The 19,748-nt window shown below is 61.2% G+C and carries 27 protein-coding genes and 1 tRNA gene; 20 read left to right on the forward strand and 8 right to left on the reverse strand.

The annotated features are described in order from the left end of the window. Positions 1 to 7: 7 nt before the first annotated feature. The 18 genes from P0R31_RS30180 (at position 8) to P0R31_RS30265 (ending at position 12,051) form a co-directional block, all read left to right on the forward strand. Positions 8 to 1,291 (forward strand): tyrosine-type recombinase/integrase, encoded by a 1,284-nt coding sequence (locus tag P0R31_RS30180; RefSeq protein WP_275518111.1) that lies wholly within the window; start codon positions 8 to 10, stop codon positions 1,289 to 1,291. Beyond that, positions 1,288 to 1,743: a hypothetical protein gene (locus P0R31_RS30185; protein ID WP_275518112.1), complete on the forward strand. Its 456-nt coding sequence runs from the start codon at positions 1,288 to 1,290 to the stop codon at positions 1,741 to 1,743. The genes P0R31_RS30180 and P0R31_RS30185 overlap by 4 nt, the downstream gene beginning before the upstream one ends. A 95-nt stretch (positions 1,744 to 1,838) precedes the next feature. After that, complete coding sequence (locus tag P0R31_RS30190) at positions 1,839 to 2,042, forward strand: helix-turn-helix transcriptional regulator (RefSeq protein WP_275518113.1); 204 nt, start codon at positions 1,839 to 1,841, stop codon at positions 2,040 to 2,042. A 229-nt stretch (positions 2,043 to 2,271) separates the two neighbouring features. After that, entirely contained in the window at positions 2,272 to 2,514 is a 243-nt protein-coding gene (locus P0R31_RS30195) for a hypothetical protein (RefSeq protein ID WP_275518115.1), read from the forward strand. Continuing rightward, positions 2,511 to 3,713, forward strand: coding sequence for an AAA family ATPase (locus P0R31_RS30200; protein ID WP_275518116.1), 1,203 nt, complete (start codon positions 2,511 to 2,513; stop codon positions 3,711 to 3,713). The genes P0R31_RS30195 and P0R31_RS30200 overlap by 4 nt, the downstream gene beginning before the upstream one ends. Continuing rightward, complete coding sequence (locus tag P0R31_RS30205) at positions 3,706 to 4,668, forward strand: hypothetical protein (protein WP_275518117.1); 963 nt, start codon at positions 3,706 to 3,708, stop codon at positions 4,666 to 4,668. The genes P0R31_RS30200 and P0R31_RS30205 overlap by 8 nt, the downstream gene beginning before the upstream one ends. Next, positions 4,662 to 4,814: a hypothetical protein gene (locus P0R31_RS30210; protein ID WP_275518118.1), complete on the forward strand. Its 153-nt coding sequence runs from the start codon at positions 4,662 to 4,664 to the stop codon at positions 4,812 to 4,814. Before P0R31_RS30205 ends, P0R31_RS30210 begins: the two co-directional genes overlap by 7 nt. A gap of 939 nt (positions 4,815 to 5,753) precedes the next feature. After that, the gene (locus tag P0R31_RS30215) at positions 5,754 to 6,095 is read left to right on the forward strand and encodes a hypothetical protein (RefSeq protein WP_275518119.1); all 342 of its coding nucleotides are present in this window, start codon (positions 5,754 to 5,756) and stop codon (positions 6,093 to 6,095) included. Continuing rightward, the gene (locus P0R31_RS30220) at positions 6,095 to 6,448 is read left to right on the forward strand and encodes a hypothetical protein (protein WP_275518121.1); all 354 of its coding nucleotides are present in this window, start codon (positions 6,095 to 6,097) and stop codon (positions 6,446 to 6,448) included. Before P0R31_RS30215 ends, P0R31_RS30220 begins: the two co-directional genes overlap by 1 nt. A 77-nt stretch (positions 6,449 to 6,525) precedes the next feature. Further along, positions 6,526 to 7,443: a phage tail protein gene (locus P0R31_RS30225; RefSeq protein ID WP_275518122.1), complete on the forward strand. Its 918-nt coding sequence runs from the start codon at positions 6,526 to 6,528 to the stop codon at positions 7,441 to 7,443. A gap of 4 nt (positions 7,444 to 7,447) precedes the next feature. Beyond that, positions 7,448 to 7,774, forward strand: a complete 327-nt coding sequence (locus tag P0R31_RS30230) for a hypothetical protein (protein ID WP_275518123.1) — start codon at positions 7,448 to 7,450, stop codon at positions 7,772 to 7,774. A gap of 111 nt (positions 7,775 to 7,885) precedes the next feature. Continuing rightward, complete coding sequence (locus P0R31_RS30235; protein WP_275518124.1) at positions 7,886 to 8,824, forward strand: hypothetical protein; 939 nt, start codon at positions 7,886 to 7,888, stop codon at positions 8,822 to 8,824. A 23-nt stretch (positions 8,825 to 8,847) separates the two neighbouring features. Next, a complete protein-coding gene (locus P0R31_RS30240) occupies positions 8,848 to 9,831 on the forward strand; it encodes a DUF5309 domain-containing protein (protein ID WP_275518125.1) in 984 nt (327 codons plus the stop codon). A gap of 12 nt (positions 9,832 to 9,843) precedes the next feature. Continuing rightward, positions 9,844 to 10,275, forward strand: coding sequence for a hypothetical protein (locus P0R31_RS30245; protein ID WP_275518126.1), 432 nt, complete (start codon positions 9,844 to 9,846; stop codon positions 10,273 to 10,275). 49 nt (positions 10,276 to 10,324) lie between these two features. Then, entirely contained in the window at positions 10,325 to 10,630 is a 306-nt protein-coding gene (locus P0R31_RS30250) for a hypothetical protein (RefSeq protein WP_275518128.1), read from the forward strand. After that, positions 10,630 to 11,460: a hypothetical protein gene (locus P0R31_RS30255; protein ID WP_275518129.1), complete on the forward strand. Its 831-nt coding sequence runs from the start codon at positions 10,630 to 10,632 to the stop codon at positions 11,458 to 11,460. The genes P0R31_RS30250 and P0R31_RS30255 overlap by 1 nt, the downstream gene beginning before the upstream one ends. Then, entirely contained in the window at positions 11,423 to 11,761 is a 339-nt protein-coding gene (locus tag P0R31_RS30260; RefSeq protein WP_275518131.1) for a hypothetical protein, read from the forward strand. Before P0R31_RS30255 ends, P0R31_RS30260 begins: the two co-directional genes overlap by 38 nt. Beyond that, positions 11,737 to 12,051: a hypothetical protein gene (locus P0R31_RS30265; protein ID WP_275518132.1), complete on the forward strand. Its 315-nt coding sequence runs from the start codon at positions 11,737 to 11,739 to the stop codon at positions 12,049 to 12,051. Before P0R31_RS30260 ends, P0R31_RS30265 begins: the two co-directional genes overlap by 25 nt. 5 nt (positions 12,052 to 12,056) lie before the next feature. Here P0R31_RS30265 and P0R31_RS30270 read toward each other — a convergent pair whose 3' ends face one another. The 3 genes from P0R31_RS30270 to P0R31_RS30280 are packed head-to-tail and all read right to left on the reverse strand — an operon-like array spanning position 12,057 to position 13,400. Beyond that, positions 12,057 to 12,446: a hypothetical protein gene (locus P0R31_RS30270; protein WP_275518134.1), complete on the reverse strand. Its 390-nt coding sequence runs from the start codon at positions 12,444 to 12,446 to the stop codon at positions 12,057 to 12,059. 1 nt (position 12,447) lies between these two features. Continuing rightward, a complete protein-coding gene (locus tag P0R31_RS30275; RefSeq protein ID WP_275518136.1) occupies positions 12,448 to 13,014 on the reverse strand; it encodes a hypothetical protein in 567 nt (188 codons plus the stop codon). A 2-nt stretch (positions 13,015 to 13,016) separates the two neighbouring features. Beyond that, a complete protein-coding gene (locus P0R31_RS30280; protein ID WP_275518138.1) occupies positions 13,017 to 13,400 on the reverse strand; it encodes a hypothetical protein in 384 nt (127 codons plus the stop codon). A gap of 581 nt (positions 13,401 to 13,981) precedes the next feature. Here P0R31_RS30280 and P0R31_RS30285 point away from each other — a divergent pair. Together P0R31_RS30285 and P0R31_RS30290 are read left to right on the forward strand one after the other, a co-directional pair. Further along, positions 13,982 to 14,653 carry a hypothetical protein gene (locus tag P0R31_RS30285; RefSeq protein ID WP_275518140.1) on the forward strand — a complete coding sequence of 224 codons (672 nt, stop codon included), beginning with the start codon at positions 13,982 to 13,984 and terminating at the stop codon, positions 14,651 to 14,653. Positions 14,654 to 15,022: 369 nt separating this feature from the next. After that, on the forward strand, positions 15,023 to 15,157 hold the full coding sequence (locus tag P0R31_RS30290) for a hypothetical protein (RefSeq protein WP_275518142.1): 135 nt from the start codon (positions 15,023 to 15,025) through the stop codon (positions 15,155 to 15,157). A gap of 448 nt (positions 15,158 to 15,605) precedes the next feature. Here the strand turns inward: P0R31_RS30290 and P0R31_RS30295 are convergent, their stop codons facing one another. From P0R31_RS30295 to ilvD, 5 genes are all read right to left on the reverse strand, one after another. Continuing rightward, entirely contained in the window at positions 15,606 to 15,956 is a 351-nt protein-coding gene (locus P0R31_RS30295) for a hypothetical protein (protein WP_275518144.1), read from the reverse strand. Positions 15,957 to 16,158: 202 nt separating this feature from the next. Further along, positions 16,159 to 16,248 (reverse strand) — tRNA-Ser (locus P0R31_RS30300). A gap of 275 nt (positions 16,249 to 16,523) precedes the next feature. Then, the gene (locus tag P0R31_RS30305; protein WP_197954537.1) at positions 16,524 to 16,847 is read right to left on the reverse strand and encodes a hypothetical protein; all 324 of its coding nucleotides are present in this window, start codon (positions 16,845 to 16,847) and stop codon (positions 16,524 to 16,526) included. A gap of 317 nt (positions 16,848 to 17,164) precedes the next feature. Then, positions 17,165 to 17,482: a hypothetical protein gene (locus P0R31_RS30310; RefSeq protein WP_275518147.1), complete on the reverse strand. Its 318-nt coding sequence runs from the start codon at positions 17,480 to 17,482 to the stop codon at positions 17,165 to 17,167. A gap of 388 nt (positions 17,483 to 17,870) precedes the next feature. Continuing rightward, positions 17,871 to 19,721 (reverse strand): dihydroxy-acid dehydratase, encoded by a 1,851-nt coding sequence (gene ilvD / locus P0R31_RS30315; protein WP_275518153.1) that lies wholly within the window; start codon positions 19,719 to 19,721, stop codon positions 17,871 to 17,873. Positions 19,722 to 19,748: the final 27 nt, after the last annotated feature.

Below are 19,748 nucleotides of genomic sequence, written 5' to 3' on the forward strand. Positions count from 1 at the left end.
GAACGGCATGGGGCGCGCGGTCAACCAACTCTCTGATAAGTGGATCAAGAAAACCGACATCCCGCCCGGTCTCTATGGCGACGGGAACGGGCTCTATTTGCAGGTCAGTCCGTCGTACACTGAAGGCGAGAAGCCGACGAAGAGCTGGATCTTCCGCTTCATGATCCGCGGCCGAGCTCGCAAGATGGGTCTCGGTGACGTCGATCAGGTCAGCCTCAAGGATGCACGGAAGCTGGCGCAGGCGCAGCGCCTGATCGTTGTTGAGGGCCGCGACCCTATCGAGGAGCGGAAAGCGCGCAAGCTCGCCCTGGTGGCTGAGCACGAAGCTGAGAAGGCCAAGGCAACGACCTTCCGACAGTGTGCCGAAGCCTACATCAAGGCAAACCAGGCCGGCTGGAAGAGCGCCAAGCATGCCGCACAATGGGAAGCCACGCTCGAGACCTACGCCTATCCCACCATCGGCAACCTGCCGGTGGCGCTGGTCGATCGCAATCACGTCATGAAGATCCTTGAACCGATCTGGACGAGCAAGACCGAGACCGCCAGTCGCGTCCGCGGTCGGATCGAGAAGGTGCTGGACCGGGCCAAGGCTATGGGCCTTCGCGACGGCGAAAACCCGGCTCGCTGGATCGGCCACCTTGACCAGCTCCTGCCTCGAAAGTCTCAGGTCGCCCCTGTGGAGCACTTCGCCGCCCTGCCCTACAAGCAATTGCCGGCCTTCATGGCGAAGCTTCGCAAGCGCGACGGCGTCAGCGCGCGGGCTCTGGAGTTTACAATCCTCAACGTCACCCGGACCGCCAACACGATCGGCGCGAAGTGGGATCAGATCAACGAAGCAGAGAACACGTGGACCATTCCGGGCGAGCTGATGAAGGGCAAGAAAGGCAAGCGCCGGCCTGATCACGTTATCCCGCTGTCTGATCGAGCGCTGGCAATCCTCGCCGACCTACCCCGTGATGGCGATTTCATCTTCCCTGGCGGCAAGGAAGGCGCCGGCCTCAGCAACATGGCGATGGCCGAAACCTTGAGGGAAATGGGCTATGACGGTGACAAGGCTACCGTCCACGGCTTCCGCTCCACCTTCAAGGATTGGGCTTCCGAGCAGACGGCCTACGCCAACGAACTCACGGAAATGGCGATGGCCCACATTGTCAGCGACAAGACCGAGCGGGCATATCGGCGCGGCGATCAGCGGGAGAAGCGCGTTCGGCTCATGCAGGATTGGGCGAGCTATTGCGAGGCCAAGGCGCCGGCCGGTGACAACGTGGTGGCAATCGGAGCAAGGCGATGAGCCGCGGCGGCAAGCGTGAGGGCGCAGGCCGTCCGTCCACAATAACCCCGCTGCTCGAGTTTCAAATCCTGGAGGACTGCCGGCGGCTGGCGTGGCAGAAGCGGCTAGAGCAGTCCCGCGAGCGCGCCAGTAAGGCCGCTGGAGTGTCCTGGCAAGAGGAAGGCGAAGCGGATCCGCTGGACCTCCCGCAGCATCAGCGCGCGATTGTCTCTTACTATGGCTCGCTGCACCCGGAGCAGAAGATCCCCGGCGACCTTCCGGAGGAAGTGCGTTACGCCATCGAGATCATCCGCGACAACAAGAAGAAATTAGAGGACAAGCCTCGACACTACCGAATGCCCCTGCCCGGCCTCTATCGTGGACGGGAAGCAATCATCAAAGAGGTAGCGAAATTGCGAGGCGTGTCCCCGCGAGCAGTTAGGACTATCTGGGAAGCCAATCCGGACGTTTGATTATTGGCGCAGTCGTTTTAGACGCCGCTGCCCAAACCTGAGATTCTATCCGCGTCCAAATCACTCCGATTGGACAATGGATAGGAGATCACACGATGGCAGCGCGGAAGGTCCTTCGGATGCCGAAGGTGCTGGAGTGCACGGGCTGGAGCCGATCCACCCTCTACGCGAAGATCAAGGACAACAAGTTTCCCGGCGGGCAGAAGCTCGACCCGGGCGGGCACACCCGTGTGTGGTTTGAGGATGACATTGAGGCGTACCAGCGCGGCGAGTGGAAGCCGGCGGAGGCTGTGGCCTAATGCACCCCTCCAAAGGAAACCCCGCAACGCTGGCGGCGTGCGGGGCTCCGAAATCTGATCTGGCTGGCGCTTCGATCTGTTCGGATAATATCGCCTACCTGCCCCCAATTCAAGCTGATCCGATGGCAGAGCGCGCGTTTGCATATCAGCTCGCCGCGATCGTCTTCGGCAAGCCCGTCTCTCCAATAGTTGAGCGGAAACGGCGCCGCACAACGTGGAGGCCCGCACGATGAGGCACGAACGAACGTTCACCCGTGACCATCTCATTGTCAGCGATCCGGAGATCCGCAAGCAGCTACAGCTTGCCGGGCTGCGCTTCCTGTATAGCCGCGCGCAATGGCTCGCGCATGAAACCAAGGTGATGGGCCTTGCCGTTAAGAACGGCACCATGACGACGGCAGAGCTCGACGCCAAGCTGGAGGAAATGGGCGCCCTAGATCTTGTTTATCCCGAGCTGATGAGGTGCGAATGAGTGAGCATCAGCCGGAAGACCTTGGTGCATACGACAACGCCGGCAACTACATCGGCGAAATCGAGATGCCGAAGCCGCGCGCCGAATTTCCTGACCCGTGGCCCTCTAAGGAGGCGGAGGCCAAGTTTGACGCTGAGATGCGTCAAATCGAGGCCGAAGCAAAGCGGCGTCGAGACAAGCTAAAATATCCAATCCAGCTACTTCACGAAATGACCGTGAAGCCGAAGCCGAAGAGCTGGATTGTGAAAGGGCTGCTTGCGCGCGGCGAAACCTCAGCGTGGATTGCGCCACCTGGCGGGATGAAGTCCGCCCTGATGGCAGAGCTGTGCGTCTGCGTCGCCAATCAACTGCCTTGGCACGGTCGCAAGGTCTATCACTGCGACCCTGTGCTCTACTTCGCCCTGGAGCGCGCCGATCTCGTACAGCGTCGCCTTGCTGCCCATTGCGAGCGTTTAGGCTACACCCAGGAGCACGCGGCGGACATGGCAATAGCCATCTGCCGCAGCACCATCGATCTGACGAATGAAGCTTGCATCAAGGACATTAGTGATACGATCTTTGTTTTCCGCGACAACTACGGAATGCCCCCTCGCCTGTTGATTTTTGACACGTTCGCCAAGCTGATTGCTGCCGGCGGCAAGGACGAGAACAGCGCCAAGGATCAAGGGGCGGTCTTTGCCAATGTCCAGCGCATCAAGGACGAGAACGGCAACCCGCACGTTGCCCTGATCGGCCACACCGGCAAGGATGAGAGCCGCGGCGCCAGAGGCTCCAACGCCATCCTTGGCGACGTTGACGTGATGGTGGAGATCAGCGGCGACACCATCAAAACCGCGACGGTCACCAAGGCCAACGATATGCCGGTAGGCCCCCTGTTCTCGTTCAAGTCGGAGACGCATCAGTTTGGCGTCGATGACGAAGGCGACCCGATCACCGTCAACATTGTGAGCGCGGAAGAGGTTTCGGCGCAAGTTGCGCCGAAACCTGAGAAGCGGCTGAGCGAAACGCAGGAAGCAATGTATCGCATTCTCCGCGATGCCGGGCCGAGCGGCCTCTCAATGGAGGATTGGAACACCAAAACGCGAGAAGTGGGCATCGGAGTGAAGCGCCCGGCCACCCTCACGAACACGAGGGGGCAGCTCCGCGATAAGGGCCTTGTGCGTGAATACGCCGGCATTTGGAGGGCGAACAATGGTTAGGCCGACTGAATATAGCCCGGAAGTGGTTGACGCGATCTGCGACCAGATGGTGAACGGCAAGGGCCTCTTGAAGATCTGCGCCGACGAGAACATGCCCGGCCGCACCACCATCTATCGATGGCTCGCGACCAATCCGGAGTTTCGGAAGCGGTTTGCCGAGGCCCGCGAAGCCCTGATGGACTTCTACGCCGAACAAATCCTGAATGTCGCCTTTGACGAGTCCGGGGACGTGATCCTGGACCAAAAGGACGGCAAGACATCCGCCGTTGCCAACCACGCCAAGGTGCAGCGCGATCGGCTCAAGGTGGACAGCCTGAAGTGGACCGCGGCCCGCCTCTTCCCCAAGCGCTACGGCGACAAGATGGAGCTGCTAGGCCAGAACGTCCAAGAAGGCGAGAGCGTCAACAAAATCGAGTTGGTTGGCGTCCAGGCTGGCGGCGCCTTCCGCTGGCAAGACTCAATCCGCGTGATCGTCCATCCGATGCTCAGGGAGGACGGGACGCTGATTCCGAAAGATACACCAGAGTACGACGCAGCGATCGAGAAGGCCGCACAGGAGGCCCGCGACAAGGGCGCCAAGAGCGTCCGGATTGGCTTTGACATCAGCGATGGTGCGGACGCCTCAGTGGCTGACCTGATGCGCTCGGTGGACGGCAGGACGAGAAGCGTAGACCGGCACACCATCATCAACACGGGCGTCCCCCGCGCTGGCGAGGTGGCCGACGACGACCCGGAAGACCAGCCATTGCCAAGGCAGCCGGCAGGGCCACCACCCCAGCTCACCTATCAGCCGGCACAGCCGCCAGCGGACCTAACGCCAGAGGCATGGGCTCGAATAACTCGAGTCTCGGAGCTGATCGAACAGATCGCGCCATCGGATGAGATGCCGGAAGCCGTGTTCGGGATCATCGAGGCGGCTTTGAGACGCCACTATCTGGGGGCCGCCGGATGCTGACTGAGACGGATCTGGGCGAGCTCGCACGGATGCTCCAGGCTCACACGCCGCTCTGCCAGCTATCGGACATGCAGGTTCGGGCCGCGCTGGAGCTGATGCAGCAACGGGGCTGGAAGATCAGCCGACCTGTGAATAAGGCGGAGTGACGGATAAACGGGTGGCCCAAGTTGACACGCCCGCCTATCCGTAACCGATGAACAGATACGCACCAGAGCCCGGCCATTGCCTCCGATGCCTTCTGCCGGCATCGGTCCTGTACATGGCTTTCGATCACCACTTCAGCCGCCAGATATTCCCAGCCTGCGAGGACTGCACCCCGCGAGGTCTCTGGCGAGACTCCTGCACACGTCGGCTGACCTGTCCTGGCTGCGGAGTCGAGATCAGGCACAACACGCGATGGGATCGCCAGCATTGTTCGGAGCGATGCCGGAAGCGAGTGCAGCGGAAGCGCCAGCAAGAGCAACGCGAGCTGAAGCCTTGCGTTGTCTGCAAGATCCCCTTCAAGCCAAGGCGATCAGATGCCGAGTATTGCTCGGGAGCTTGCCGGCAATGGGCTTATCGTCGTCGAGCGTGATCTTTCGCAGATTGCGATAATTCGGCTGCCAGCGCGTCCAACCGGAACAACTACGCGCGCGCGAGGGCGTTACGCTTTACGGTTACGTCCGCCCCTATAGGGTGGCGGACCGTAACGTAAAAGCGTAACCACCTAGACCCTGCGGTTACGCGTAACCGAGATGTAAACGTAACGTAACTATGTAACCAACCCCGGCAGATGCTGGCGAAGCCAGCCGCCGAAGGCGGAATGTCTCAAGGTCCGTGGCCTGGACCTTGAAGTTGTCCGAGGCTTGGACATCTCGCTTCCGGCGGAAACGTCTTCTGCCTCATGGCTCGGTCTTAGGCTGAAAACAAAGATAAATTCCAGCAACGTCTATCAGCGTACAATCCTACGTACAAAACACGTGGCTAGTGTCGGGCGACTGCCCTACATTCTCGGTGACTGATTTGAACGGAGCGCACGCCCGCTGATGCCTGGACTTCTCGACTTCCTCCGACCCGCCGGGTCAGCACAGGTTGGTGATTACTCCATGCCTCGGATCGGCAGCGCTGCTGCCTATGACGATGGCTTAACCCCTTCTGGCTTCCTTGGCCGGCTCAGCTCTGGCTTGCAGAGCATCGGCAATGGCGGATCAATCCTCGGTGCGTTTGGCGTCAGCGACAATGCAGGCGCCGCTCAGCCAGCGCCCGCCATTCCAATGGGCGACTACTCAATGCCCAGGATCGGCGGCGGCGATCTGTACCGACAACCCACATTCGGCGACCGGATCGGCGCTGGTCTTCACAATTTCAGCAGCGCGGGACGGCTCATACCTGCCATCGCAGGCGGGATTGGTGGGCTGGCAACTGGCCGGCGCTTTGGAGCAACGTAATGCCCGAGTTTCGATATGCCCGCGAGGAGCTTCTAAAGGCCGCTGCCGAGCGCAAGGGCCTGACTGTCTCTGCCTACCTGCGATCAATTGCAGACGCTGCGCTGGCCTCTGAGGGCTTTCCCGTGGACCCTCAGCAATACTGCTTGGTTATCGACGGCGAGCTGATCGCGACCAGCTTCAAACCGACCAAGGACGATCGCGGCGGCGAGTGGCTTCCGGTGGAAAATGTAGACGAGCCCGGCCCGTTCAATCCTGCCACGCACTGGAGGCTGAAGCCGCTGCCCTTGAGGCTCGACGGTGACCGGGTTGTCCGCGTCTATCCGACCGTGCCCAAGTGCCAGGAGTACGCGTAGTGACCGGAGTTGCATGGTGGTCGCAGACTGCGGCGAACAACGCGACCTTTGATCCCCCCGTCCAGTGGCCGGAGGGAATGGCGCCCAGCAGCGTGAACGACAGCGCGCGGGCTATGATGGCCTCCACCGCCAAGTGGCGCGACGACATCGCGGGCGCGATTGTAACCGGCGGTACGTCTACGGCCCTCACTGTGACGACCTATCAGAGCTTTGACACCCTTGCCCGTCTCAACGGTCAGGTTGTCGCCTTTACTCCACACACCACCAACGGCGCCACGGTGACGCTCAATGTTGATGGCCTTGGCGCAAAGCCGCTCCGTTCTGCTCCGTCTGTTGAATTGCACGCTGGTGTTCTGGTGCAGGGCACGCCCTATGTGGCGCTCTACAACAATTCGGACCAGGTATTCTATATTCAAGGTTTCTACAGTAATCCGTACACGGTGCCTCTTGGGGGCTTGATCGACTTCACCGGCACGACTGCGCCGAACAGTTCCTTTGTGCTGCCCTATGGGCAGGCGATCAGCCGCACGACCTACAGCGCTTATTTTGCGATGGTCTCTACCACCTACGGAAGCGGAGACGGATCGACCACGTTCAACATCCCGGATCTCCGCGGACGCGTCGTTGCTGGGGCTGACGGGATGGGGGGCACGCCGGCCAATCGCCTGACGGATGCCGTGGCCGGAATTGATAGCTTGGGCGATGCCGGCGGCGCTCAGTCGCGCAGCCTGGTTACGGCCAACCTGCCTCCGTACACCCCGGCGGGCACGATCAGCGGCGGTCAGCTCAACATTCAATGGACTTACGACCAGGTCACCGGCCCCAGCACGCGCGAAGTGGTTACCAACATCGTTAATTCTGGTGGCTCGCGCAGCACGAACCTGACGAGCTTCTCTAGCTTCACTTTCACCGGCACTGCGCAGGGCGGCACAAGTACAGCCTTCGGCATCGTTCAGCCGACCATCATTCTAAACAAGCTCCTGAGGATCATCTGATCCGATGAGCTGGACCGCGAAGCTCAAGGCGCACAGCGCAAGCAAGCAGCCGAAACCGCGCAAGCCGCGTGCTGCTCGATTTTCGACGCTGGCGCAAACGCGCGCTCCGAACGAGGAGACGGGCGACCCGGGCGAAGTGATGCCCGTGCACTACACGTTTGACGGCGTCACGGTCACTTTGATCGACGCGAAGGGCATACCGCTTGAAGGCGAGCGGACTTCGTATGTGCTGCAACCGGGGGAGACCGCATTGCGGATTGCAGCGCGCCTCGCCTTGGCAGGGAGGGAGCGCACGAACTACGTCGCTCCTGATGCGGCATGGGTTGTTTAGATTTTCAGAGCTTGGCGTGGGATCTCCGTCCCAGGTCGAGGTCCATGACTGGCGCGCAAGGGGTGTCTCCTTCCCCTTGCCGCCCTTTTGGACCGTTTAGAGGATAGGTAAATGCAAGCCGACGCCCGCGCAGAAGCGCCCGTCAATGCTGGATCTACCGAGTTGACCGTCGCAGCCGCGGCGGAAGTCTTGTCGTCAGATTTTCACGACGATGCAGGCCCGGTTGAACACCGCACGCCCGCCGTTATGGAAAAGAAGGAAGCCGCGCCGGCACTGAGCGATGACACCAACGTCAAGCTCAAGGACGGCACTGAGCTTTCATTGCGTGAACTGAAGCGCGGCTACATCAGCCGCAAGACGTTTACCGCGAAAACCCAGGCCCTCGCTGAAGAGCGGGCTCGCTTTGAGGACGTTCGCGCACAGACTAACCGTCATTCCAGCCTGGCAGCAGAACTGCTCCAAACGCTGGATTTGATCGCCGCCGTCCTGCTGCCTCAGCAACCCGACCCCAGCTTGGTCGATGCCGACCCCCAGCTCTGGAAAGACCAACAGGCGGAATACGAATTGAAGATGGGCCTCATTGCGCAGGTCCAACAAGCCGCTCGGAATGAACTCGAGGCTGCGAAGGCAGCACGCGACGCCGAAGGGCGCGACCTTTTGCATCGGCAATTGTTGGCGCGGCAACAGCAGCAAGAAAAGCTGCTTGAGCACATGCCGGAATTGGCGAACGCGAAAGAAGCCCGACGTTTCCAGGAAGAGGCAATCGACACCATGGCGGAATACGGCTGCTCGGCAGAGGAGCTGAACACCATGCTCAACGATTGGCGAAACTTCCGGATTGTTCGCGACCTTACCCGATACCAGCGGGCTATCAAATCGATGCCCAGGGTCAAGGAAAAGGTTGCAGCAGCGCCCGTGCTGACGAGCAACAGACGCATGGACAGGGCCGCTAGGTCCGACCGCGTCGCGCGAACGAAATTCGAGCAATTTTCAAACAGCGGGCGAATGGAAGACGCAGCAGCGATCCTCGCCCAACGCATGAAAGACTGACAATGACTGTCGTTTCCGGAACGTTGCAGACCTACGATCGTGTAGGTAACCGCGAAGACCTGGAGGATGTTGTCTACAACATCTCGCCGAAGGACACCCCGTTTGTGTCACTGATCGGCTCTGTCCCGGTCTCCGCAACTCGTCATGACTGGCAGACCGACACGCTTCGCGCGCCGGCTGCAAATGCCCAGGTCGAGGGCGACGACTACGCCTTCCAGACCAAGCCCCCGACCGTTCGCGTGCAGAACTTCACCCAAATCGCAAGCGATACGCTGATCGTCTCCAACTCCCAGGAGAAGGCAGACAAAGCCGGCCGCAAGTCGGAATTGGGCTACCAGCTCGCCAAGATGGGCGCTGAGATCAAGAAGGACGTTGAGCTTTCGCTGGTCTCTAACGTTGCTTCGTCGGCCGGCAGCTCGACTACGGGCCGCGTCTCGGCTGGCTTCCCGGCCTGGATCACCTCCGCAACCTCCACCAACGGCCTGCGAGGCTCTGGCGGCTCCTCTGGCGGCTTCAACTCGGGTACTGGCCTTGTGACCGCGGCCACCAACGGCACCCAGCGCGCGTTCAACAAGACCATGCTCGATACCGCAATTTCGACTTGCTACAACGCGGGCGGCAATCCGACCACGGTGATGGTCTCCCCGTACAACAAGCGGGTGTTCTCCACCTTCATGTCGGACAGCAACGTGGCGCAGCAGCGCTCCGCGGCGAACGGCAAGAAAACTGCAATCGTCGCCGCGGCGGATATGTATCTGTCCGATTTCGGCGAGCTGGCCGTGGTGCCGAACCGCGTGATGCTCAACGCCTCCGCCTCTCGCAACGTCCTGGTCATTGACCCGGATTACGTCGCTCGCGGCGTGTTCCGCGCGATGCAGACGGAGAAGCTTGCGAAGACTGGCGACGCCGAAAAGCGCGCTGTCGTGACCGAGTTCTGCCTGGTCATGAAGAACGAGCAAGCCTCAACCGTCATTGCTGACACCTTCGGCCTGACCGCCAGCACCTAAGAGGGACAAGACATGCCTGTTACTCACTTTCCTATCTCGGTTGCTGATGCGGCAACCTACACTGTTGATCCGGACAACTCTGGCCTGATCCACTACATCCCGGACCTAACCGCGACCTGCACGTTCACTCTGCCGACGCCCGCAACCGGGCTTTGGTTTGAGTTCGCCTATATCGGCGCGGCGGCTGATGCTCAGAATTGGATCATCACGACCGGCTCTGACACCAACTACTACCGAGGCGGTGTTCTGCACATGGACACCGACGCGGGCGCCGGCACGGACGAGCTCGTGCCTGTTCGCAGTGACGGCAACTCCAATTCCAAGCTCACGGTGGTAACGCCGGACGTTGGAACGCGCATTCGCGTCGAATGTGCAAACGGCACCAACTGGAACGTTGTCGGTCACGTCGTTTCCGCAACCGTGCCAACGATGGCGGACCAGTAAACGCGACCTGGGGCGGCCTTCGGGCCGCTCCATCTCGACGGAGCAAGCAATGGAAGACTGGAAAATCCTCTCGCGCGATGATGACGGCACGGTCACCTACTTCATGGACATCGGCAACGCGTGGGTGGTGAAAACCGAGACGCCGGTTGACGATCTGCTCGCGGCGAACGCCGAGGACTTCAACAACTCCCTTGGGCAACGTTTCGGAGACGGCAAGGTGGTCGCTCGTCTCCCGCTCAATCTGTTCTTCGACAAACTGGCTGAGCCGATGAAGCAGCGCGATCGGAAGTACATCAAGCGGTTTCTCAACGACTCCAGCCACGCCGCATTCCGTACATTTCGAGGCAACATCTGATGTCAACAGCGCTAACACTCACGCAGGCGGCCGAGCGGCTTGCTCCTGTATTTGCTGAAGAGACCGGAACGTCTACGGCCCTAGTATCCAGCCCGAAAGGCAAGTGGCTATCGCTTGATGATGCCGCCACTGTCCTGTCGGAGCGTGTCGCTGGCAAGGCGCCGGCTGAGCGGAAGGCAAAGAAGGCGGAGGTTACAGTCAGGGAGGCCGCGAGGCAGATTGAGCAGCCCTTTGCGGATCTTTCCGAGTTGCGACAAGCGCGGGTTTCCGCGATGGGACGGGAAGCGCAGAGTCATGCTGCGCTGCTCGATTTCATCGATCGTGCGCTGCCAATGTTCAACGGCATGGACGATATGGAAGTAGTGAAGAATCCTGATTTTCAGGCAGTTTACGGCTATGCGTTGGGCCTCAGACAGCCTTACGAACAGGCCGCTAAGGAAGCGGTTGACGCCTGGAACGCGGAATGTGCGGCTGAAGTCGAGGCATTCGAGGCGCTACGGCCGGATTGGTCGGCCGGCGATATGGAGCGCGTTGTCTCAATGGTCGAGGGCTTTGGCGGCACGCGGGACGAGCTGAAGCACCTATGGGACACTCCGACGCCGCTCAACCTTTCGAGCCCGGTCTGTCTGAAGATTGCCCAGCGCGCTACGGGCATCAGCGGCGCCGATGCCATTCCTCAGGCTCTCGCCAGCGTCGGCTTCAGCGATACAGAGGTTGAGGCCGTAATCTCCGGGGCTGCCCCCGTGCTTCTGCGGGATCACCGCATCCAGGAACTTGTAGCGAGGGCAACCGATGCTCACACGCCGGCAGAAAATCGCGAAGCTGCTTGAAAGCTCCAATGAGGGCGAACGGGCAGCAGCACAGGCTGCGTTGGAGCGGACCGAGGCGGCGCCTCCAGCACCGGGGTCACCGGAGTGGTGCGCGGCCATGATCGAGCACAAGGACATGGTCTCGGAATGCGCTGTTCGCATCGACACGCCGGGACTGACTGCGGACGAGGTCGCCACCATCCGGCGCTGGGCTCGCTTCATCGGCAAGCCCTGGGAAGACGGCGCGGAAGAGCTACGGCGCATCCATCAGCGGCTCATGACAGAGGATCAAGAACAATGCCTGCTGCAATCCCCGACGTAGGGCAAACGGCCCTGTTGCTTGAGCGTCGTCTTGTCGAGGTCGCCTCTGTGGGCCTGGACAGCCAGACCAGTGCCGAGGTGGCTCAGTTGGTCGCGGATGCGCCCAAGCTCACCCTGGCAGGGCTGCCCGCCTGCGGGCGGGCTCTGCATGCCGCAGCTGCTGTCTGCTTCGCTCGCGGCGACGATGACGCCGAGCTGCTGCACGACATGGCGCAGCGGCTGATCGGGATGGCCTTCGACCAGGTGGCCGCGGCTGAGGAGCCTGCGCCGGGTGGAGTCGTGAGGCATTAATTCCCTCAGCAATTGTCGTCGTCCAAGGCGGGGGTTGAATAATCGAGAGCAACCTTTCGCCCCTTCAACCATCCCCAATTGCGAGCTTGCGATTCGAACGGGCAGCTATCTTCACCCGGTCCATAGTCCCACGCCTTGAAGGCTTCATCGAGCTCTTCGTCGGTCATCTCTTCAGATAGAGGCTCGGCCGCCCGCATAATCAGAACTTTACCTTTCGGCGATACCCAAAGGGTCGGGCATAGCAGAGCCCGGCGAGCATCATTCGATTTGCGATACAGATCTGCTTCATACAGATTGCAGGCGCGTCCGCGGTCGTTCTTTGCGAACTTGAAGGCAAGTGGACCGACAATCACGACTGGAGATCGGAAGCTGCCGATCAACGAAATCCTGACCATGCTACGCTTTCTGGTGCGCCTTCATGTAGGCCGCGAAAAGCGGTGGAGATTTTATGTAGAAGCGTGCAACGGCCATGAAGTGCTCAGATCGCTTTACGACCATTTTTTGTCGCTCAGCACCTTGCTCGTACTCGATAGCGGATTGCGCATGCTGCAGCTCGATCAAATGCAGTCGAATCGATTCCAAATAGTCCTGCACCTCTTCGCCAAAGAAGTATGGCACCCGATCGATTGCGCGACAGTACCGGTTATATAAATCGTCAGTGACCTTTCCCTCTCGAACAGCCTCACCGATGACACCGCGAATGTCCTCAAAGGTCGCGAGCCGCTTGTCGAACAGATCGAGCACGATCTTTTCGTTTGAAGTCTGCCAAGTGCGCTCAGCAACAGCCACCTGGGCACGGCCGAGGGTGTAAGCTACCCACCCGGCAACGCTAGCTGCAAAGACAGTGGCAACCGGGCCGGCAAAGTCCTTCAGGACGACTATCGATGGTGCGCCCGCCAGAATAGCCGCGAACAGCCAAAAGGCTGATGCCAGCAATGCCCCCAGAGCAATTTCGTATTTCAAAATCACGCCTTGGGCGCGCCCTCAGGCTTGCCCTGAAATTGGATGTTGCACTTTTTCATGATTGAGGCTTGCTCAATTGCATTGAGCTGCCCCTTCATCTGCCCGAGTTCTGCCGCTGTCTGCTTGTCTCCGCCGACCAAGAACGCCGCTGGCCAGAAAATGATGACCGCCGCCGTTGTCGCGACTGTGTCCTTGGTTCGCTGACTGTCCTGCGCGCCAGATAATGTTGCGGCTCTAGCGGAGACTGCTTGAGCCTCCATCGCAAGCTGCTGGCAGGTATGATTTTGATACATCACAGGTGAAACGTACGTAGCGGAGATGTCCTGTGAGCTAGAAGCACAACCGCCAAGGGCGGCCGCAAGGGCCGCCAGAGCAAAAAAACGCATAAGAGTATCCCCCAAAGAACAGCGCTATCCAAGCGCAACCGGTGCGCGAGATCAATAGTTCGCTCTAAGGTAAGAATACGGATCACCCCGGTGGGGGGGGGTGGATTTTTAACCAAATCAGTGGTGGGATAGTCGCGGAGCCTGAGAACTCCCGAAGCGGTCCCTTGCCGGGGATAGCGCTTCATCCGCGATAGGCGGGCCAAGAGCCTTGCCGGGCTTCCTTGTCCGCTGAAATAGTACCGCGCCCATTTGCCGTGGGCGGCGACCGGCTCATTATGCCGGGAGTGCCACGGCTATACAAGACCTTCGGGAAAGGTCGTGGCGCATGTTCTCGCGGACATGTTCTCAGCCTCCCGGTGCCAGCCCGCCGCTGGCGCCCGGCCCTGAGAAGCCGGCTTTACTCCGCGGGGTATCCCATGACCAACCGACCCACCAGCGCCCCAGGCGCCGGTCAATTTTCCTCACCTCCACTGATTCCAGCCAGCCCTCCCGACGCGGGACAGGGAGTCAAAAACGAGTGCGAACCAACGCCAGCCGGAGGGATTCCCTCGAACGGGGCGCAGATCAGCAGGAGGTTTTTCATGAACGCAATCGTCTCGCTGCCCTTGGCCGCAGCTCCGCTGCCTACCAAGATAGTGGAGGCGCCAGCGAGCAGGCACCCAGACGCGAGGGTGTTTGAGCTTGTCGACGCCTACCTCGCGGCAGAGCGGCGCTATTCCGACGCGGCGATCGCGCTTGACCGCCGGTCGGCGCACGTGAACCCGCCCGAGGTTCTGCGTATCCGGCCGCGGGACTTCGAGCTGGGCAAGAAGCTGGAGTTGTTCGAGGCGTCAGACGAGTATTGGTATCGGCCGTGCGACATCGGTCAATGGAAGTCCTTGGACGGTTGGCAGACTGAAAGGCATGAGACTGCCGACTGCATGGTACTCACCCAGCGGCGCGTCCCGGCGTCGGAGGAGTTGAAGGCCCGAGGCGAGGAAATCGTCGCGGCCTGGGACGCTTGGTACAACAAGCGCCCACGCGGCTTCGTCAAGGCAGAGCGCGAGATGAAGAGGGCCAGTGCGGCGTGCTTCAAGGCACGGAAAGCGCTCTGCGAAGCTTCAGCCACAACTGTTGAGGGCCTCAGAGCGAAGCTCAGATGCCTGGAGATTGACGGCGAAGGTTTCGACGGCGTCGATGGAAGCGATCCAGAGCCGGTGGTGGCATCACTCCTTCGGGATATTCAACGGATGGTAGACACCATCCCGGCTTAGTTCCCCTCGGCCCGCCGGTTCACGCTGGCGGGCCTCTGTTCTCGGTTCTGAGAACGTTTTTATGCGGCTTTGCGTACTGTCCGAAGTTGATGCGGTGTCCTAGTTTGCTAGCGGAACCGAACTGGGCTTGTCTGCGTCTCATAGCGAGAGACGTGCCCATGCCCACCGACGATCCGCCAAAATCTCAGCTCCGCTGCCCGAAGTGCAACAGGCCTCTCAGGGTCATTGAGAAGGTGTGGGACCCCAAAAAGAAAGCTCACACTTGCATCTACAAGTGCGCGTGCGGGGAAGTCGTTTGGGACGATTAAGGCCGCCTCAGTTGCTTGATCTAGCTCAAGCCGCCAAACCGTGGCGGCGGAACTCTGTAGCATGCCCGATCCCGACAAACCAAAGCCGATTGAGGAAGCCAAGCCCTCCCGACTGGAGGAGGCGCGGCGGATCATTGAGGAGTACGCTGACGACCTCCGAGAGCTTATCCAGAAGCTGCGCCGCAAGATGAACTGACCTATGTGCAATGGGCCACCCTCACCTGTCTGCGCATTGACAACGGCGAGGAACCCGCGCCTCGCACGGTCCCGACATTCAAGCCGCGGGTGATTTCCAATGGCTAACCGGCTCCCCAAGGAAATCTCCGAGTTCATGGAGAACTACGGAGTTCGTTCGGAGATTGCGCGGTGGATCGAACTGACCGAGGCGAGGCAGATTGATGCGGACAGATTGTCCGCATCGCGGAGATCACGGTGACCGGTTTTTAAACACCTTTGCCTTCAGTTTCCGGAACCATATTATCAACCCTGAGTTAAGTCCCAAGGCACCACACCTTGTCGGAGGGCCCAAAATGGATTCCGAGAAAGGGCGTCCCTCGTGCCGCGATCAATTTGATCGACAATCCGATTCCCAGCTAGAGCGTGACGCCTGGATAGACAGATTTATCGCCCGACTGCGCGCGTTGTTAGATCGCATGACCGGTAAGAAGTAAGGCCGCCTCAGTTGGTGTGACCTCTTTTCGTTTCGAGCTCGCAAATTGCGGTGGTCTGCCGCTCTCGAAGTCCGGCCTGACATCGGCTCCGCGGCTGCCGCAACCGGCGCAAACGAAGCGCGGCTCGATATCGGACAGGCGCATATCGTCGGGCCATCGATCGGCCTGTAGCGCGACGTTGTGGCCGCAGTGGCAGGAAGCCAGGATATCCGCAAGGAAAGGGCAAACGATCCCGCGCAAACCCATCTCGCGCATCTCGCCGAAGGTGATCTTCAGCGGCCGGCCGTCTGCATGCGTTGGTGTGTGGCGTTTTGGGCGAGGCATGCCGCCATCCACACGTGCCGCTCTCCAGAGTCAAACGAAGCGAAAGCTATCGCTTGCGGCGGGCTTGAATTAACCATCGCACGGCGATTGCCGTCCAGAAAACGACGACGCCCGCGGCCACAACCAAGTCCGCATCAATTGTACGTTCGTTTGTGCGCTGGGGTGATTCATAAGAGCTAAGTAATTGATTTTGCTGATATTTTGGCGGAAGGGGTGGGATTCGAACCCACGGTACCCTTGCGGGCACGCCGGTTTTCAAGACCGGTGCCTTAAACCACTCGGCCACCCTTCCTGAGCCTGGAATGGCTGTCGCTTAGCCCAGTCGCCCGCGCAAGGCAACGCGAAGTTGGCCCGCCCTCACCTCCGGCTCCCTGTCAGGCGAGTGTCAGCCTGTTCGCCTAGGCTGTGCCTTCGCAAATCCGCAGACACTGGCGACATCTCCCAGGGCGTCGCTGGTTGCGAGGCCCGGTTGGATTGGTCTCCATACCCGGGCCTCGTTTTGCGCTTGCCCCAAGAGCAAACGGCGCCCCGCGGGAGCGCCGGTCGAAACCGTTATCTTGCCTGGCCTCAGTAGCCGCAGGACGCGCAGTTCATCTGCACGGGGGCGTAATAGGAATAGCCGGGCGAGACCATCTCGACGCGCTGGCGGGTGGCGTATTGCGGCGGGATGCGCTCGTACTGGACGCTGGGCGGCGCGACCATCACGGTCTGCGGCACCATCACGGTGCGGTACTGCGCCGGCGTGCGGTGCGCGACCACGGCGCCCGGCGAGACCATCACGGTCTCGTCGACGGTGCGGTATTGCGGCGGCACATATTGCTGCTGATAGCAGGTGGTGCACGGCGGCGGCGTGTAGCAATTGTAGCAGCCGGCGGAGGCTGCGCCCGTCATGGAAATGGCGGCGACGGCCGTTGAGAAAACGACAGCGAGAGTACGAGACATTGCGGTGGTGCCCCAGTTGCCCGAAATGGATCTGCGAAGGTCGCGGGAGTATACGGCGCAAAACCTTGCCTTGCCGAACTTCGTCGGGGCATCCTTAATGCGAACGACCGATCGCGGCGGGGCGGTAAGAACTCATTGACCACGCGCATTAACTCGCGGGATGTTTGCGCGGGGTTGCGCATGACAGCGAGTGCGCGATCGGGCATCGCCACGGTACTCGTTCGAGCATGATTTGCAGCGTTCATCCGCGTTCGATGTTCGACCTTTCAACGCCTCGCTGCTCTGTCCAGAAACTCCAACAGCGAGGGATCGGTCTCCTCGAGCTCGACGAAGCGGCGGCGCAGCTCATCGGCGATTTCAGCGGTGGCATCGCGCGACCATCCCTCCGCGGTATTGAAGGCCACGATACGTGCCGGATGGAGATACTGCCCTTCGGCAAGATGTCTGAGCAGGGTCGCGCGATTGGCGTCCTCCTCGGCCGTCTCGCACCAAGCTCGGCCCAGCCGGCGGCCGAAATCATCGAGCACGAGATAGACGTCCCGGTCTGTCGTGATGTGCGGCACGAGTGATGGAGAATGACTCATGGCTAACTCCGCTATTGGCAATCCGGACCTTTGCGGACGAATCTCGATACGGCGACCGCCTCGGCCGGATTCGGAAAAATGGATTTGGGCGATTTTTCTTAGGATGGCACGATTAAATAAAAAATAAAAACACAATTAATACGAATTAAATAGCAAAATGTGGATAATGCACTAAGATGATGATGCCTGGCGGGCGAGCCCGCACGTCGGGTGCCCACTGCGCAAACGGCTCCCGCTCCCCACCCCAACCAGCCCCACGCCCCTGGGGAGGCGGGGGCCGTTCCTTCCCAATTTCCGTTCCGGCTACTTCCTGCAACGGCGGGGTGGTCGCACGGAGCCGCGAGGCGTTCCGAAGATCGCCGATCCAGCCCTGTGGCGCCGATGCCGCCTACTTCGGACGCCGCTTGACCTCGCGCACCGCACCGCGCGCGGCGCTGGTGGTGAGCGCGGCGTAGGCCTGCAGCGCGGTCGAGACGTTGCGCTTGCGACCTTGCGCCTGCCAGGCGGCATCGCCCTTTGCTTCCTCCGCAGCGCGGCGCCTGGCGAGCTCCTCGTCGGAGACTTCCAGGCTGATGCTGCGGTTCGGGATGTCGATGGCGATGATGTCGCCGGTCCGCACCAGGCCGATGTTGCCGCCTTCGGCGGCCTCCGGCGACAGATGGCCGATCGACAGGCCGGAGGAGCCGCCGGAGAAGCGGCCGTCGGTGACGAGCGCACAGGCTTTGCCGAGGCCCATCGATTTCAGATAGCTGGTCGGATACAGCATCTCCTGCATGCCGGGGCCGCCGCGCGGGCCTTCATAGATGATGACCACGACCTCGCCGGCGACGACCTTGCCGCCCAGGATGCCGTCGACGGCGGCGTCCTGGCTCTCGAACACGCGCGCGGGACCGGAGAATTTCAGGATCGAGGCATCGACACCGGCGGTCTTCACGATGCAGCCGTCCTGCGCGAGATTGCCGTAGAGCACCGCGAGGCCGCCGTCCTTGCTGAAGGCATGCGCGAGATCGCGCACCACGCCCTTCTCGCGGTCGGCATCGAGCTCGTCGTAGCGGCGTTCCTGGCTGAAGGCGACTTGCGTCGGGATGCCGCCTGGCGAGGCGCGATAGAAGGTGCGCACCGTCTCGCTCTTGGTGCGCTTGATGTCCCAGCGCTCCAGCGCCTCGTTCATGGTCGCCGCGTGCACGGTCGCAACAGAGGTGTCGATCAGCCCGGCGCGATCCAGCTCGCCGAGGATGCCCATGATGCCGCCGGCACGGTGCACATCCTCGACATGGACGTCGGCGACTGAGGGCGCGACCTTGCAGAGCACGGGCACGCGACGCGAGAGCCGGTCGATATCCTTCATGGTGAACGCGACCTGCCCCTCATGGGCCGCGGCAAGCAGATGCAGCACGGTGTTGGTCGAACCGCCCATAGCGATGTCGAGCGTCATCGCGTTCTCGAACGCCTTGAAATTCGCGATGTTGCGCGGCAGCACGGAGGCGTCGTCCTGCTCGTAATAACGGCGCACGAGATCGACGATGGTGTGGCCGGCCTCGACGAACAGGCGCTTGCGGTCGGCATGGGTCGCGACCACCGAGCCGTTGCCGGGCAGCGCGAGGCCGAGCGCCTCGGTCAGGCAGTTCATGGAATTGGCGGTGAACATGCCCGAGCAGGAGCCGCAAGTCGGGCACGCTGAGCGCTCGATCACCTTGACGTCCTCGTCGCTGACCTTGCTATCGGCCGCGGCCACCATGGCATCGATGAGGTCGACGGCCTTGGTCTTGCCGGCCAGCTTGACCTTGCCGGCCTCCATCGGCCCGCCCGAGACGAACACGGCGGGGATGTTGAGCCTGAGCGCGGCCATCAGCATGCCGGGCGTGATCTTGTCGCAGTTGGAGATGCAGACGAGGCCGTCGGCGCAATGCGCGTTGGCCATGTATTCGACGCTGTCCGCGATCAGCTCGCGCGACGGCAGGCTGTAGAGCATGCCGTCATGGCCCATGGCGATGCCATCGTCGACCGCGATGGTGTTGAACTCCTTGGCGACGCCGCCGGCCTGCTCGATCTCGCGTGCCACCAGCTGGCCGAGGTCCTTGAGATGAACGTGGCCGGGCACGAACTGGGTGAAGGAATTGACCACCGCGATGATCGGCTTGCCGAAATCGGCGTCCTTCATGCCCGTCGCGCGCCAGAGGCCGCGGGCGCCCGCCATGTTGCGGCCGTGGGTGGTGGTGCGGGAGCGATAGGCTGGCATGGCGGTTTCCGTCCTCGGGGTTGGGCC

Source organism: Bradyrhizobium yuanmingense, assembly GCF_029167105.1.
Lineage (GTDB): Bacteria > Pseudomonadota > Alphaproteobacteria > Rhizobiales > Xanthobacteraceae > Bradyrhizobium > Bradyrhizobium yuanmingense_A.